Genomic DNA, 16,115 nt, shown 5'->3' with positions numbered 1-16,115 from the left:
ATTAAAATAATTTGAATTTAACTGAAACAGATATAAAAACGCTGATAGGCGAATGTAAAGAGGGCAAGAGAGATGCCCAGAAGGCATTGTATAAAATGCACTTCAGCTTTGCTATGAGTATCTGTATGCGATATGCAAATTCTAAAGCTGAAGCTCAGGAAATGATGAACGATGGTTTCCTAAAAGTTTTTAAATACATAAAAAAGTTTGATGAACTAAGACCATTTAAACCTTGGCTTAAAACAATTTTACTAAACGCAGCCATAGACCATTTAAAAAAACATAGCAAAGCACTAGAGGAAGTAGAGTTAGAAGAAGGTATTAATGAATCGGTGAAGGATTCTATAATTGAATCTATCACCTATGATGAAATGCTGGAGATAGTAAGAAAACTCCCAACAGCATACCGAACGGTTTTCAACCTGAGAGCGATTGAAGGTTACCAACATGATGAAATTGCCAGAATGCTGAAAATTTCTGTTGGCACCTCAAAATCGAATTATGCAAGAGCAAAGAAAAAGTTGCAGATCCACTTGAACGCTTATTTTGAAGTAGAGCCATGAAAGAAGAGGAAGATAACATAGCGCAATTTTTCAAGAATCACCTTGCAGAAAAGGAGTTTGAGTTTGATGAATCTCAATGGGAAACTCTTGAAAAAGATTTGGATGACATGGACGATGCAGCGCCATTCCCATTTTTTGAAAACTTAAACTGGAATGGAAAACTTAGCGATATTCGATCTATTTTGTTGGTAATAGCTTTAGGTGGATTACTATTTTTTATAGGATGGTATATTATTGAAAGGTCAATTTCTGAAAATCATATAGCCAGAACCGAAGTACTAAATGGTGTTGAAAGTACTACTAAAGATTCTGAGTCTAATAAGGTAATAGAAAACAATATAGTGGAGAATGAAAATGAGAAATCTATAGATTTTAATGATGAAGAAAATACAAAGCTAACTGAAACCGGAAAAGCTAATGATCTTAACTTGCCTTTAGATAGTCTACATATTAATAATCTAGATGAAGAAACTGCTGGCATAGTAAATTCTACTAAGAGCAAAACAAAAGAAATTGATCCGATCAATGGTGACTTAGAAGATGAAACTGATATTACTAAGAATGATAATAATGAAAAGAATTTAAGTAATCACCAACTAACTGAAGAAACTAATGTGATTGAAGATGAGCAAAAAGTTGACGGAAATAATATCATCTCAGAAGTAATAGACACATTAAAAGGAGAGGAGATAATTAGAAATATTTCATCGCAAAACCCATCAGTTCCATTTAATAATATGGACAAAGAAATTGAGACTTTTGAGATTGATTCGACTGAAATTAACACAACTAATTTAAATATTTCTAAATCAAATTCTAAGCAAGATACATTTAATGAGCTAAGTCTTTTACTCAAAGATTTTCAATTAGATTCGATTGAGGTCAAGCCTATGGGCATCGTGAACTTAGTTCAAGATGAGGATTACGAAGAAAGATTATTACTAGCAATTAGAGATAAAAGGTGGGCTTTGGCACTTTTTGTAGCGCCAGATTTTAACAGTGCTAGTTTTTCAGAATTGTATAGTAGATTGAGTCAGGCGGTAGGAGCACAGATAGAATATTATCCATCAGCAAGAGTGAAAATTGGTTTAGGAACTATACTTAATAATAAAATATATTCAGCAACTGGTGAAGACTATTCTCCACCAAGAGCATATTATTGGAAAGGCGGCATTGCACCGACTTACACTGATGCACGCTGTTTAACTTTAGATATTCCGATTAATGTTGGATACAGTTTATTCAAAAATTCAAGAAGGTCTATTTGGTTAAATGCAGGCTTTTCTTCTTACTGGATGCTTACCGAAAATTATAAGTTTGAATACGATACTTATATAGAAGGACAAGTTGAAGGTTGGGAAGGAAAAAGAGAAAATTTCCATTTGATGGGTTCTTTAAATCTATCAGTTACTTACGAACACTATTTAAATAATCACTTTTCTTTAATTGTAGACCCTTACTTTAAAACACCAATACGTGGTGTAGGGCAAGGTTCAATTTACCTGCTAAGTAGCGGAGTAAATGTTGGATTAAAATATCGTTTTGGCCAAAACGTAAACAAATTTTCGGGCAATTCTTCCCGAAGCTTACACTAACACAAGTAATAATTTAAGTTTTGAAAATCACAAGGTTATCACGCTTATAACCCCTGGTTAACTATGTTTAATGAAGAAAATTTAGCACGATGAAAAAGCAAATACGATATTCAATATTAACCTATATAATGCTCAGTCTACTTTTATTAAGTGCTTGTAAAGACGATGACGATGATGTTACTCCTGATGAAACTTCATCATCAATAAACCTTTCTAGCAATGGAACATTAGGTAGTATTCTGGTAGATGGAGATGGAAAAACCTTATATTTCTTTACAAAAGATACAGATGGAACAAGCAAATGCGCTGGCGGTTGTTTAGATTTTTGGCCTATATATTATGTAGAAAATCCTGAAATTGGCAATGGTCTCGATGCGGTTGACTTTGGTGAGATAACCAGAGACGATGGCGAAAAGCAAACCACTTATAAAGGTTGGCCACTTTACTATTATTCATCTACTGGCGATGGAGCTACAGAATCAGCAGGTGCAACTAATGGAGAAGCTGTAAATAATGTGTGGTTTGTTGCTAAACCAGATTACTCAATTATGTTGGCAAATGCTCAACTTGTTGGCGCAGATGGTGTAAACTATACAAGTGATTATACAGAAGGAGATTCCGAGACTCAGTATTTTGTAGATGCAGCAGGTCGCACACTATATATATTTATAAATGACTCGAAAGACAAAAATAATTTTACTGCCGAAGATTTTAGTAATGACGGTGTTTGGCCAATTTTTTATGATGACATCGCATCATTGCCGAGTACTTTAAATGTTAGTGATTTTGGAACTATAGATGTGTATGGTGAACAACAACTTACTTACAAAGGCTGGCCATTATATTATTTTGGTCAAGATACAGAAAGAGGAGATAATAAAGGGATTAGTTTTCCTGCACCGGGAGTTTGGCCAATTGTAAATACAGATACCGAACAAGCAGAAGAAGCCCCAACTGTAAAAATTACTGATGATGATACTTTTGGTGAAATCATAACTGATGCAGTAGGTAATAGTCTTTATTACTTTACCAAAGATGCTGATGGAAGTAGCAATTGCACAGGTGGTTGTTTAAATGTCTGGCCAATTTTTTACAACGAAGATATCATCATTGAATCAGGTTCAAATTTGGACGAAGACGACTTTGGAACAATCACTTTAGCAGATGGCGTAACAATGCAAACCACCTATAAAGGTTGGCCACTCTATTATTACTCTCCAACTGCAGATGGTGAAATTGAAGATACTGGTGAAGTATTAGGTGACGGAGTTAATAATGTATGGTATGTCGCAAAAGAAAGTTACAGCTTAATGATCGCCGATGCGCAGTTAGTTGGTCACGATGGTAAAAACTATACTGGTGATTATGAAGAAGGCGAAGGAGTAACAAAGTACTTTACAGATGCTGCTGGTAATACTATCTATATTTTCATCAACGATACTAAAGATACCAACAACTTTACAGCAGAAGATTTTAGCAACAATGGAGTATGGCCAATATTCTATACAGAAATAAATGAACTTCCTTCTGGTATGGATAAATCTGACTTCGGTGAAATTCTCGTATATGGAGAAAAGCAGCTAACATTTAGAGGCTGGCCACTTTATTACTTCGGTCAAGATGAGAACAGAGGTGAGAATAAAGGAATTAGTTTTCCATCTCCAGGTGTGTGGCCAATTGTAAATAATAATCTAAATCTGGCTGAATAAAAGAAGTATATTTTATTTCAACAGATAAATTTTGATGAAATAATGAGTACAAAAATTAAAGTAATGAATTATCTAGTTAAAGTTTCCTATAAACCAAGATGCGGGAGATATTTATTTCCCGCTTCTTTCCCTAACCTCAATCTCTCCATGTTTTTTTCTCGAAATTTAATCTATTTATTAATAGTGTCTTGCTTTGGCTGTCAATATGAACAACTAAGCCCTGTATCAGATTGTAGTAGTTCTAATTTAGCTCTGTCAGTTGTTGGTGATATTCAAGGTGCCAACTGCGGTGTTTCTAATGGTGGTTTCCAAGTAGAAGCAACTGGTGGCGATGGTGTTTACGAATATGCAATTGATGATAGCTTTCAAACATCTGGTCAATTTTCTAACCTAAGTGCAGGTACTTATGAAGTAATGGTATCTGATGGTAACAATTGTACTTCCACTGTTTTAGTAAGTATTCAAAATGTAGATGGAATCAATATTTCATTAGATGTTGATGATACTGGATGTGGTTCAACGAATGGTTCTATTATAGTAAATGCTACTGGTGGAGAAACACCATATACATATAGTTTAAATGATGCATCTGCTGTATCAAGCAATACCTTTAATAATCTTGCTGCTGGTGAATATACTATTACTGCCACAGACAATGTAGGTTGTGTAATAACTCAGACAGTAACTTTAACTACTGGAGTTAGCTACAATGCTACTATTGATAACATCATCTCATCTAATTGCGCAACAAGTAATTGCCACGGAGGTAATGTAAGTCCAAATCTTAGCTCTCTGTCTAATATTCAACAGAATGCAGGTAGAATAAAAGCACAAACTGGATCAGGTTCAATGCCACCAAGCGGCAAATTATCCCAAACCCAAATAGATGCTATTGCTTGTTGGGTAGACGATGGTGCGCAGAATAATTAATACAATGGTCATGTAAATTAAAAAACCAATCAATGGTAGTTCTGGCAATTACCATCGTGATGGTTAAAGGGTTTTCTATAGACTCGAATTTTTTAATCAATTCAACTCTAACTGTACTTTAATAAATTGAATTATGAAAAAGAAGATAATATTACTGATTTTAGGCTTAGTTGCTCAAACAGTAGTTTTGGCACAAACCAGACTATTAGATAAAGAGGGTAAAGCCAGATTTTTTTCTGAAGCGCCACTCGAAGATATAGAAGCCTCAACTAATCAAGCTTTAGGTGTAATTGATACAGAAACTAATAAGGTTGCAGTATCCATCTTGATGAAAAGTTTCCATTTCGATAAGTCTTTAATGGAGGAGCATTTTAATGAAAATTATGTGGAGTCTGACAAATACCCAAAAGCTACTTTAACTGGTATTTTATCTGAGAAAATCAATTTTGATGAAGTTGGGAAAAAAGAAGTTTTGGTTAATGGTGAACTGACAATTCATGGTGTAACTAAACAAGTGAGTATTCCTGCAACCATTACGATTCAGGAGAAAAATGTAGCAGTACATACCAAATTTATTATTCAAGTAGCCGAATATAAAATTAAGATACCAAGTGTAGTAATTAAAAATATTGCCGAAGAAGTAGAAGTTACAGCTGATTTCAATTTCAATAAAGAAGAAACCCCATGAGAAAATACTTTCTAATTATATTTTCAATAATTCTGTTTTCAAAAGCAAATGCGCAAGACGATTTGCTCGAAATGCTAAATGAAGAATCTGATAAGATTAAAACTTATGTAGATGCTACTTTTAAAGGTACCAGATTGATAAATGGTCATTCAATCGAAACAAGAAAAAAGCATAATTTGGATTTCTTGATCTCTCACCGGTTTGGAGAAATTAGTGGTGGTGGTTATCAGTTTTTTGGGCTAGATCAATCAAATGTAAGAATTGGGTTTGACTATGGGTTAACTGATGATTTTAATATTGGGATTGGTAGAAATTCGTACGAAAAAACTTACGACTCATATTTGAAATATAGATTGCTTAAGCAATCTCAAGGAGCAGGAGCAATGCCAATTTCAGTTACTTTATTTTCATCTGTGGCAGTTAAAACTTTAAAGGATGTAGACTATGAAGAGGTAATGGATTTTACAGATAAAATGGTTTTTACCCATCAAGTATTGATCGCTCGTAAGTTTAGTCCAGCTTTATCATTACAAGTTATGCCTTCTTTTGTACATTACAATGCAATTACAGAAAACCAATTAAGAAATGATATTTTCTCATTAGGTGCAGGTGGTCGTATTAAATTAACAAAAAGATTCTCGCTCAATGCAGAGTATTATTATCAGTTTGAACCACTCACCGAAGAAACTTATAATTCTATAGCAATTGGAATTGATATAGAAACTGGTGGCCATGTTTTTCAACTTCATTTTACTAACAGCCAGGCAATGATCGAGAAAGGATTTATCACTGAAACATACAACAATTTTTTTGATGGTGATATACATTTTGGTTTCAATATTTCAAGAACATTTCAGCTAGGTAAGAAGAAATAAATATGCTATAAAAGTTTGTCGCAATTACCCTTATGAATGTCGGATTCATACAGGTCATACTCTTGTTTAAAGGCTTACTATTGTATAAAAAACAAGAAGATGATTAAAATAAACCCGTATTTAAACTTTTTTGGAAACGCTGAAGAAGTGTTTGATTTTTACCAATCTATATTTGGAGGAGAGTTTGCCTCAAAAATGAAATTTAAAGACATGCCATTCGAGGGGCAAGATAAAATGTCTGAAGAATCGCTCAATAAGATTATGCACATTGCACTGCCAATTGGTAATGATATTTTAATGGGAAGTGATTCTTTAGAAGAAAGGGGGCATGAGCATATTGAAGGTAATAATTTTCATATTACTGTGAATGTAGATAGTAAAGAAGAAGCTGATAGAATTTATAATTTACTTTCTGTTGGTGGAAACATAACCTTACCAATAGGAGATGTGCCTTGGGGTGATTATTTCGCTATGTTTTCAGATAAATTCGGTATTTATTGGATGATAAGTTATACATATCCTAAATAAGCTATCAAAGAATATTGTTCACTTAATCTCATCGTATCTCTGAACTAATAGCTTAATAATATCAATCTTTCAGGAAAAAGCCAGCTTAGAGTTTTTGTAACTTTTAAGCTGGCTTTAACTACTAAAAAACCTGTCTGAAGTTTCAGACAGGCTTTTGATAAAATACTAAAATGATTTTTATCTTAGTTTTGATCATTAACCAATTTGGTTAATCTTAGGAATGAAGTATAATCACTAAATTTGATCAAAATCAATTCTTAGACGCTCAAAAAGAGCAGTAGAAATGCATTTTAATCTACAATAGTTCATTTATTACTTTTTAAATTATTATGTAAGTAGTTAATAATTAAATAAAAAAAGTAATTAGCGTTAAAGTTTGTTGTTGAAATTTTTTCCCTAAGTAGGGTAAAATATACCTTAATTTATTCCTCTGTAATTTTGAAGTTCATTACAAACCCCAAAGTCATGTGAATTATATGATTTCTAATATGCTTTGGTAAGGTAAAAGGTTCTAATTTTGATGTGGTTTATGCTAGTTGTTTTATTTGCAACAAAATTATAGGCATTTTCCCAAATTTGCAATTTATTGCAGGATATTTATTAAAAAAACTGCAAAATATTGCAAGTATTGATTATCAAATATTATTTAATAAGACTTTTTACTAAAATTACTACCGTGTTAAAAGAAGAAAGACATTCAGCGATATTGAATGAAATTAGACTACATAACCGTGTATTATTAACTGATCTATCAAATCTTTTGATGGTTTCTGAAGACACTGTTCGAAGAGATTTAAAAGAATTAGACAAGCAAGGGTTAATTAAGAAGGTTCATGGAGGTGCAATTTCAACAGGGTATCACTCGCATGATCAAATTTATGCTTATGATAGCAAAATTACAATTGCTAGAAAGGCGATCAATTTGCTAAAATCTGGACAGGTAATTTTAATAACAGGTGGCACAACAAATTACGAATTAGCTCGAATGATTCCCAAAAAGTTAAATGCAACTTTTATTACGCCAAGTCTTTCTACAGCCATGCAATTACTTTCACATAGAAATATTGAAGTGATTTTTTTAGGAGGTAAGTTATCTAACGAAGGTAAAATAGCATTAGGTGGAAGTGTGATAAATGCACTTACTGAAATTAAAGCTGATATTTGTTTTTTGGGAACAGGTTATCTTGATACGCAACATGGCTTGACAGAATTTGATTGGGAAGTTGTACAAATTAAAAAGGCTATGATAAAGTCATCTACAAAAGTGGTTTCATTAGCCATTTCAGAGAAGTTAGATTCTTTTCAGCGATATAGGGTTTGCGATATTCAGCATATTACTACATTAATTACAGAATTAGATAGTGATGATGAAAAATTTACTCCTTATAAAAAAATGGGAGTGGAGATTATTTGATATAAAAAAAGGCTAAACACTATAATATGTTTAGCCTTTTAATACAACCAAATATAAATTATCTATTCAACTTTTTGCCAGATTGAAGAAATGGTGTGATAAGCAAAGTTTTGTATTTGTACATTATTGTTAGCTGTAAAAGCTACTCGGTTGTAAGGGTTTTCTGGGAATACAATTTCTGTAAATACCAATTCACCATCGTTAATAAAAATTTCAAAAGAAGCTGCATCAACAAAAACTTCCAAGCTATTTAAATTAAAATCTTCATCTATTTTCTTCTCATGTAAATTAGTGAAATCTAAATGAAAATCTGTTAAGCCAGATTTACTTCTATCTGTAGCTATTATACCACTCTCCAAATCAACAATTAGTTTAAAACTTTCACTATCATTTTCAATACTCATTTCTAGCTTATTAGATGCACCCATATCTGTATTGAAAATAAAATGTGCAGTTTCTGCTAACTCTAAATTTTCCACCAGTGTTTTTTCACTAGAAATGCTAAAGTCATCAATCAGTTGAGGGGATTGCATTATATTGTTGAGCTCTTTTACAGGTTTTTGCAAAAGTTTGTTTGTAGCTGTTAAGTGAAATGTTCTAGGAATAGTCATGGCACTTCTCCAATCATAAGTAGGAACTATGTTGGCATATTGCCAGTTAGACATCCACCCTAAGAATAATCTTCTTCCATCTTCTTTAGGTATATCAGACCATGTTACACCAGCATAATTATCGGCACCATAATCTATCCATCTAATTTCAGTGTCATAAGGAGTGAATTTTTTACCATTAAAATCTCCAACAAAATATTGTGTTGCGGAACCACCTTGCGGGCCTCCAGGATTTATACTTAGCAATATCACCCATTTTTTATTTCCTTCACTATCAACCATTGGAAATAAATCTGGACATTCCCAAACACCACCATGAGCACCAATGGTTTTGCCAAAGTCACTTTCTAAAGTCCAATCTTTGAGGTTAGGTGAGGAGTAAAAACTGATATGATCTTTAACAGCCAAAGTCATAATCCATTTTTGATCAGCTTCGTACCAACTTACTTTTGGGTCTCTAAAATCTTTAATTCCTGGGTTTTCAAGAACTGGGTTATTCTCATATTTTGTCCAAGTTCTACCTTTATCTGTAGAGTATGCTATTCCTTGTGTTTGGTATTTAATTTCGCCAGCTTTTTCTTTTTCCATATCGTGGTAAGTGAAAATAGCGACAAGAGGTGGGTTTTCTTCTGTACCAAAACCAGAAGTATTGTTTTTGTCTACAACTGCACTTCCAGAAAAAATCATCCCATGTTCATCAGGATATAAAGCGATAGGTAGGTTTTCCCAATTGACCATATCTTTGCTTATGGCATGCCCCCAGTGCATTGGTCCCCATACATTACTATCGGGATAATGCTGATAAAACAAATGATATTCACCATCGAAATAAAACATTCCGTTAGGGTCATTCATCCAATTTTCTGGTGGAGAATAATGATATTGAGGTCTGTACTTTTGCTGATAACTTATTGTCTTTGCTTGATTTTGATTGCTAATTTCTTTATTACCTATTTGACTATTGCAGCTCCACATCAACGTAATTATAATAATGGTAAGTAGGTTAAGGTAATTTTCAATTTTCATAATTTCAAATTTTCTTTCAGTGTTTATTCGTAGTTTCCTTTTATTAGGATGTTAGTATTTGATAGTAGCCAGATTGATTAGTGATTTTCTCTTCTTAAATTAATCTATTTTTTTACTTAAAACTAATATTGTTAGGCTAAAATGATTAAGCACTCGCACGGAAAAGGTTGTCATTTGGTTGAGTGTTTATCTAGGTATATTGAGCCATTATTGTAAATATATCATCCACTTTAATTTTAGGGTTGGCACCTTTAAATGCTGAAACAACAGCACCAACAGCACATGCATTTGTTAGCCTTGCTTCTGGATCTTTATCTTGCATCCACATAGTAATATAGGTGGCCAGAAAAGAGTCACCAGCACCAATTGTATCTACCACTTCAATTGGAAAACCATCTTGTTTGTACAAATTCTCACCTTCTAACAGCCAAGCTCCTTCTGCACCTTTTGTGAGACAAATACTTTCCAGTTTAAATTTTCTTCTTAGATACCTAAGCTGCTCTTCTTCGGTTCCGTAAAAATTAAACCATCTGCAAATAACCTCTAGCTCATCTTCATTCATTTTTGCCAAATTACATTTACCTAGAAATAATTTCACATATTCCTTTTCATAAAAAGGACTGCGAAAATTAACATCAAATACTTTGTATTTAGCAATATCGAGAAACTCTAAAAGTGCTTTACGTGAATGATCGTCACGGCTTGCCAAACTACCAAAAACAAATACATCTGCTTCTTTTACTAGCTGCTTATTCCTTTCGGTTACTTCTATAAAATCCCAAGCAGTTGGAGTATCAAAAATGTATTTTACATTTTCTTTATCACTTGTATCTGCTTGTACTTTACAAGTGCTATGGAATTCATCACGCTGAATAAATTGGGTATTTACATATTTATTTTTCAAGTAACTTTCAAGTTCACTACCCAGTTTGTCAGAACCAATTCTACTAATTAGAGTAACATCAACACCAAGGTTCTGTAGGTGAGCTGCTACATTCATGGGGGCACCTCCGGGTGTTCTACCTTCGGGTGTGATGTCCCATAAAACTTCACCGAAACAAACTGCCTTTTTGTTTAGAGCATTGTTTTTCATTTATAAATAATTAGGTTAAAAAAACTATTCTGCAATTACACCTGCTGGAATTTTTTCTTCGGCAAAACCTTCTTCAAGTTGTTCCAAAGATTTGCCTTTAGTTTCAGGCATAAGTTTCCATACAAAGAGTAGTTGCAGTACCATCATGAATGAAAATATAAGAAATGTATTTGCTCCTCCGAGCGTATCTGCTATGTAAGGAAAAGTAAAAGCAATGAGCGCTGCAAAAAACCAATGAGTAAAGCTACCAAGTGATTGACCGTGGGCTCTCACCTGATTCGGGAATATTTCTGAAATAAATACCCATATTACAGCTCCTTGTGAAAAAGCAAAGAATGCGATAAAAGCAAATAAATAAATTGGTACAGCTATACCAAAAGTTTTGGTATAGAATGCATGAGCGACCAAACCAAGTGTTATAATGAGTCCTACTGAACCCACATACATTAATTTTTTTCTCCCATAACGATCTATTAAGTTTAGACCGATAAGCGTAAATATGAAGTTTACAGCACCAATACCAGCAGTTGATAGTAGGGCAGAATCAGTGCCTAAACCTGTCATTTCAAATATTCTGGGTGCGTAATATATAATGGCATTGATACCAGAAACTTGGTTGAAGGTGGCAAACAGTACTGCAAGCATTATTGGGAAAGAATATTTTCTAGAGAAGAACTTCTCTTCTTTTGAATGCAAATCTCTATGATGACAATCTAATATTGCTTGTAATTGTTCATCAGCAGTATCTTCATCGATAATTTTCAGGGTTTTTCTTGCTCCATCAACCATACCCTTTTTTACAATTAGCCAACGTGGACTTTCAGGTACAAACAAAAGTGAAATGAGAAATGCTAAAGCTGGTACAGACTCTATTCCTAGCATCCAACGCCAAGCTCCGTTTGCACCACTTCCTATTATATAATTAGAGAAATAAGCTATTAAGATTCCAAATACAATATTGAATTGAAAAAGTGCTACAAGCTTACCTCTGTTTTTGGCTGGAGATATTTCTGAAATATACATGGGTGCTGTTACAGAAGAAGCACCGACTCCTAAACCTCCTAAAAAGCGAAAAGCGAGAAATGAATACCAGTCAAATGCAAGGGCAGAACCTAAAGCTGATATTAAATATAAAACGGCAATCCAAAAAAGTGTTTTTCTCCTACCTAATTTATCAGAAGGAATACCTCCAAACATAGCACCTATAACTGTACCTATTAATGCTATAGAAACTGTAAGTCCGTGTTCAAAGGCTGTAAGTTGCCATACCTGTTGTATTGTTTTTTCTGCTCCAGATATTACCGCAGTATCAAACCCAAATAAAAAGCCTCCTAACGCAACAGCTACAGACCATAGTAATACTTTTTGATTTTTCATATTCATATTTATTAGACTTAACCAAAGTTAGTATTACCAATTACCAATCAGATGCACTGTAGTTTCAAATAGTTTCGAATATGTTTCAAAAGTAGATTATTTATTTTAAGTGACTGATTATTAACTTATTAAGTATTATTTTTGCTTAAGATTAAAAATGTATACTTTCAATTTTGTATCAATACTTTCGAATTTGTTTCAGCTTTTAGAAGAGTGTTCTTTTTTTAGAAAATCTGATGGAGAGAGTTTATACTTCGTTTTGAAAGCAGTTGAAAAATAAGCAGGAGATGAGAAGCCAACTTCGTATGCAATTTCAGAAATTGTTAAATCAGATTCTAACATAAGTATCTTTGCTTTTTTCAATCTTATAGATTTTATATAATCATTAATGCCGACACCTAACAATGCTTTTATTTTTCGGTAAAGCTGTACTCTAGACAAACCCAATTCATCAGCAATTTCATTTGCACTGTATGATGCATTACTAATGTTTTCTTCAACTTTAATTTTAAAACTATTGATAAACTTTTTATCTAAGCTATTACCATTTGTGCTAGATTCTTTTAATGGCAATTCGTGAGAATATCTCTTTTTAAGTGCATCTCTGTTTTTGAGAATATTCTTGATACTTTCTTCTAAAAACTTAAAGTTGAATGGTTTGATAATATATGCATCAGCACCAGTTTGTATGCCTTCTATTTTTTGTTCGACTGAGTTTTTAGATGTAAGTAAGATGATGGGAATATGAGAAGTTTTAATATCTTCTTTTAATGTCTTTGTAATTTTTAAACCATCCATTTTAGGAAGCATCACATCACTAATAATTAGATCGGGTATTTTATCATAAGCCTTATCTAAGCCAGTTTTTCCATTTGAAGCTTCAAAAACTTCGTATTCTTTTTTCAACTTTTCGCTTAAAATGTTTCTTAATTCATCATTGTCTTCAATTATTAAAATAGAGATATTTTTACTTTGGCTATTGTCAATAGTTTTTTCTTTTTGAGATTTTAAATTTAAGTTTTCAAGAAAAAATTTTATTTCGGTGTGCTTAAAATCTTTGTCTTCACTGTTTGAAAGTTGCTCTGTTGAGAAATGATTTTTACCTAATTGTAATTCAATCTCGAAGCGTGTTCCTTTTCCCATTTCACTAGAGACATCAAGATTGCCATGATGCAGTTTTATCATTTCTTTCGAAAGAGCAAGCCCTAGTCCGGTGCCAAAAGTTTCATAATTATTTCCTTTGTAAAATCTATCAAAGGCAAATTTTACATGTTCGGGTGTCATGCCACTTCCACTGTCTTCAACTACGAGCAATACTTTATTTTCAAGAATTCTTTCTTCTATTCCTATTCTAATAAAATCGCCATCTCGAGTAAATTTAAATGCATTTGAAAGCAAATTGAATAACACTTTATCAAGCATGCCGCTGTCGAACCAAATATTTAGTTGGTTGGTATTAGTAGTTAAATGAAAGTCTATTTTATTTTTATTAGCTAAGTTTTCAAACTCAACCATAATCTCTTTAATGAATTTCACGATGTTATGCTTAGTGGCATAAACTTGCATTTTGCTGTTTTCAATTTTTCTAAAATCCATTAATTGGTTAATCAAACGCAGCAGTCTGGCTGCATTTCGATTGATGAGGTTCAAATCTTTATTTTGTTGTGATGTATAATGCTGAGATAGTTCTTTCAGTTCTTCAACAGCAGCCATTATTAAAGTTAGTGGAGTTCTAAACTCATGAGAAATGTTGGTAAAAAACTTCAACTTGGCTTGAGTGGCTTCTTCGGCTTTTAATGCCATCTTTTCTATTTGATTTCGCTGTTTGGTAATTTCTTTGTTTTTGGCTTTTAACTTTTTAAAAGTTTGTTGTTTTTCTTTGAGTGAATACAAGATATATGCACCAAAACCAAGAGAGCAACTAAGACTCGCCAACAATATATACATGAGTATTTTTTGGTTTTGATATAATTCCTTTTGGCTTTCGATTAGTGCGGTTTGCCTTAAAATATCTTTTTGTTGCTCTACAATTTTATCAGATTGCAGTTTCATCACTTTAATGTTTCCATTATTTATTAAAGTGGTTTGCAAGATGTTTTCTTTAGAAACTGTTTTGCCATTGAGTAAATCTAAAGCTATATTAATAGATAATTCTCCACCTGTAGGGTAGGTAAAAGTAGCATCGAGAATACCATCATTAACGAATTGTAAGCCTGCATTTGAACCAGCTAATCCATCTATCCCAATAAATTTTATATCATTTTCCCTACCAATTTGTTTGCTGATTTCGTATGCACCTAAACCCATTATATCGTTGTGAGCAAAAACCAAATTAGCTTGTTGGATGGTATCTAATATTGCAGGAAAAACTTGTTTAACTGTATCAATCTCCCATTTGCCTTCAACCTCTTTTACAATTTCTATGTTTGGATAATTCTTTAAAGATTGAGTAAAACCATTATGTCTTTCAATTGCGGGAGTTGAGCCTTTTAAGCCAGTAATTTCTATAATTTTACCTTTTCCATTGAGCAGTTCTGCTGCATATTTCCCTGCGAGTGAACCTATTTCGTAATTATTTGCACCCACATAACTTGTATAAGAGCTTGAAGAAATTTTTCGGTCAATCACAATTACTGGAATACCTCTCCGGTAAATTTCTTCGATAATGGGAGTGATGGGTGCTGCCTCATTTGGAGAGACAATTAAAAGATCGATGTCTTCTTCTAGAAGGTCTTTAATTTGTTGAATTTGTTTATTACTGCTGTTTGCTGCATTCTTAATAATCAACTCAACTTCTGGATGGAATGCTATTTCTCTTTGCATTTCTTCATGCATTACCCTTCGCCATTGATCTGCATCGGTACATTGAGAAAAACCAATTCTATATTTTATATCATTAGTACTTTCTGTACATGAAGTTAATATTAGCGTAATAAGAAACCATTGGTATAGGTAATAATTAATTAAACCAGCTGCTCTGTTCATTTTTCCATTTCATATTTGTAGTAATGAATTTACAAAAAAATAAAGAATAGCATCTCATTTAAACCAACTGGTTTTTAAACTGCTGTTTTCTTGCCTATTTCTTCTGAGAATTATGCAGTTTAAAATCGAAATCTCTACAGGAAAATCCCTGTAGAGATTGATTAACATATTAGTAATAAGCGTAAACTGTAGATTCTGATGAATTGCCTGAACTAGCAGTTCTACTTTTTACTGTGCCATTTTCATCAAAACTATAGGTGAAATTATAAAGTAAATCATATCCATTTTCTTCTACTCTATAGCTGTTTGGTAATTGCTTTTGAGTCGATATTCCCGGAATAATTTCGTAGGTCGGGAATGGATTAATTTTATCGCTGTAAGTCTCGTAAGTTTGGGTAGAAATTAATAAATAATCGTCTTCGGTTTCTTGAGGAATATAAGTGAGCTGCTTATACAAATTGCCATCTGTGTAGTATAAGTAAATAAAAATAAAAACTAGTTTAAACTCACCGTCTTCTTGTAAGTAATAAATTGCTTTAGCGCCAAGATTGCCTGCATAATCGTAATCAAACTCAGAGTATTCAGTTACCTCACCATTTTTAATAGTTTCAGACTTAACTATTCTACCACCTTCTTGATAATAGTAATCATCATTATTTGGGTAGTGATTTACTCTTTCTATCAAGCCATTTTCAGCGTAATAATAAGTATCTGTACCAGT

The 16,115-nt window shown here is 32.9% G+C and carries 13 protein-coding genes; 8 read left to right on the top strand and 5 right to left on the bottom strand.

The features are described 5' to 3' along the window. Positions 1-11: 11 nt before the first annotated feature. From OQ292_RS20635 to OQ292_RS20595, 8 genes are all read left to right on the top strand, one after another. A complete protein-coding gene (locus tag OQ292_RS20635) occupies positions 12-563 on the top strand; it encodes an RNA polymerase sigma factor (RefSeq protein ID WP_284686323.1) in 552 nt (183 codons plus the stop codon). Further along, a complete protein-coding gene (locus tag OQ292_RS20630) occupies positions 560-2,158 on the top strand; it encodes a hypothetical protein (RefSeq protein WP_284686322.1) in 1,599 nt (532 codons plus the stop codon). The genes OQ292_RS20635 and OQ292_RS20630 overlap by 4 nt, the downstream gene beginning before the upstream one ends. A gap of 89 nt (positions 2,159-2,247) precedes the next feature. Next, the gene (locus OQ292_RS41020) at positions 2,248-3,867 is read left to right on the top strand and encodes a COG4315 family predicted lipoprotein (protein ID WP_348970637.1); all 1,620 of its coding nucleotides are present in this window, start codon (positions 2,248-2,250) and stop codon (positions 3,865-3,867) included. A gap of 42 nt (positions 3,868-3,909) precedes the next feature. Beyond that, positions 3,910-4,797, top strand: a complete 888-nt coding sequence (locus OQ292_RS20615; protein WP_284686321.1) for a SprB repeat-containing protein — start codon at positions 3,910-3,912, stop codon at positions 4,795-4,797. Between the two features lie 133 nt (positions 4,798-4,930). Continuing rightward, positions 4,931-5,485: a YceI family protein gene (locus OQ292_RS20610; RefSeq protein WP_284686320.1), complete on the top strand. Its 555-nt coding sequence runs from the start codon at positions 4,931-4,933 to the stop codon at positions 5,483-5,485. After that, entirely contained in the window at positions 5,482-6,360 is an 879-nt protein-coding gene (locus OQ292_RS20605; protein WP_284686319.1) for a DUF5777 family beta-barrel protein, read from the top strand. Before OQ292_RS20610 ends, OQ292_RS20605 begins: the two co-directional genes overlap by 4 nt. Positions 6,361-6,459: 99 nt before the next feature. Further along, positions 6,460-6,888, top strand: coding sequence for a VOC family protein (locus tag OQ292_RS20600; RefSeq protein ID WP_284686318.1), 429 nt, complete (start codon positions 6,460-6,462; stop codon positions 6,886-6,888). Positions 6,889-7,564: 676 nt separating this feature from the next. Beyond that, positions 7,565-8,302 carry a DeoR/GlpR family DNA-binding transcription regulator gene (locus OQ292_RS20595; protein ID WP_284686317.1) on the top strand — a complete coding sequence of 246 codons (738 nt, stop codon included), beginning with the start codon at positions 7,565-7,567 and terminating at the stop codon, positions 8,300-8,302. A 62-nt stretch (positions 8,303-8,364) separates the two neighbouring features. On the opposite strand, the gene OQ292_RS20590 is transcribed toward OQ292_RS20595, so the two are convergent. The 5 genes from OQ292_RS20590 to OQ292_RS20570 all read right to left on the bottom strand — a co-directional run bounded on the left by OQ292_RS20590 (position 8,365) and on the right by OQ292_RS20570 (position 16,079). Beyond that, on the bottom strand, positions 8,365-9,939 hold the full coding sequence (locus OQ292_RS20590; protein WP_284686316.1) for a glycoside hydrolase family 32 protein: 1,575 nt from the start codon (positions 9,937-9,939) through the stop codon (positions 8,365-8,367). Between the two features lie 190 nt (positions 9,940-10,129). Next, positions 10,130-11,032: a carbohydrate kinase family protein gene (locus OQ292_RS20585; RefSeq protein ID WP_284686315.1), complete on the bottom strand. Its 903-nt coding sequence runs from the start codon at positions 11,030-11,032 to the stop codon at positions 10,130-10,132. Positions 11,033-11,056: 24 nt separating this feature from the next. Next, on the bottom strand, positions 11,057-12,415 hold the full coding sequence (locus tag OQ292_RS20580) for a sugar porter family MFS transporter (protein ID WP_284686314.1): 1,359 nt from the start codon (positions 12,413-12,415) through the stop codon (positions 11,057-11,059). Between the two features lie 192 nt (positions 12,416-12,607). Next, the gene (locus tag OQ292_RS20575; RefSeq protein WP_284686313.1) at positions 12,608-15,394 is read right to left on the bottom strand and encodes a hybrid sensor histidine kinase/response regulator transcription factor; all 2,787 of its coding nucleotides are present in this window, start codon (positions 15,392-15,394) and stop codon (positions 12,608-12,610) included. Between the two features lie 169 nt (positions 15,395-15,563). Next, a complete protein-coding gene (locus OQ292_RS20570) occupies positions 15,564-16,079 on the bottom strand; it encodes a hypothetical protein (RefSeq protein ID WP_284686312.1) in 516 nt (171 codons plus the stop codon). Positions 16,080-16,115 lie beyond the last annotated feature (36 nt).

This window comes from Chondrinema litorale, assembly GCF_026250525.1.
Lineage (GTDB): Bacteria > Bacteroidota > Bacteroidia > Cytophagales > Flammeovirgaceae > Chondrinema > Chondrinema litorale.
Note: the sequence above shows the minus strand (reverse complement) of the source record. Positions and strands in the feature narration are given on the sequence as shown.

Excerpts from the sequence above, each read along its gene's own strand:
- OQ292_RS20630 (WP_284686322.1), top strand. The coding sequence starts at position 560 with ATGAAAGAAGAGGAAGATAACATAGCGCAATTTTTCAAGAATCACCTT.
- OQ292_RS20615 (WP_284686321.1), top strand. The coding sequence starts at position 3,910 with ATGAGTACAAAAATTAAAGTAATGAATTATCTAGTTAAAGTTTCCTAT.
- OQ292_RS20575 (WP_284686313.1), bottom strand. The coding sequence starts at position 15,394 with ATGAACAGAGCAGCTGGTTTAATTAATTATTACCTATACCAATGGTTT.
- OQ292_RS41020 (WP_348970637.1), top strand. The coding sequence starts at position 2,248 with ATGAAAAAGCAAATACGATATTCAATATTAACCTATATAATGCTCAGT.
- OQ292_RS20610 (WP_284686320.1), top strand. The coding sequence starts at position 4,931 with ATGAAAAAGAAGATAATATTACTGATTTTAGGCTTAGTTGCTCAAACA.
- OQ292_RS20600 (WP_284686318.1), top strand. The coding sequence starts at position 6,460 with ATGATTAAAATAAACCCGTATTTAAACTTTTTTGGAAACGCTGAAGAA.
- OQ292_RS20585 (WP_284686315.1), bottom strand. The coding sequence starts at position 11,032 with ATGAAAAACAATGCTCTAAACAAAAAGGCAGTTTGTTTCGGTGAAGTT.
- OQ292_RS20580 (WP_284686314.1), bottom strand. The coding sequence starts at position 12,415 with ATGAATATGAAAAATCAAAAAGTATTACTATGGTCTGTAGCTGTTGCG.
- OQ292_RS20590 (WP_284686316.1), bottom strand. The coding sequence starts at position 9,939 with ATGAAAATTGAAAATTACCTTAACCTACTTACCATTATTATAATTACG.
- OQ292_RS20605 (WP_284686319.1), top strand. The coding sequence starts at position 5,482 with ATGAGAAAATACTTTCTAATTATATTTTCAATAATTCTGTTTTCAAAA.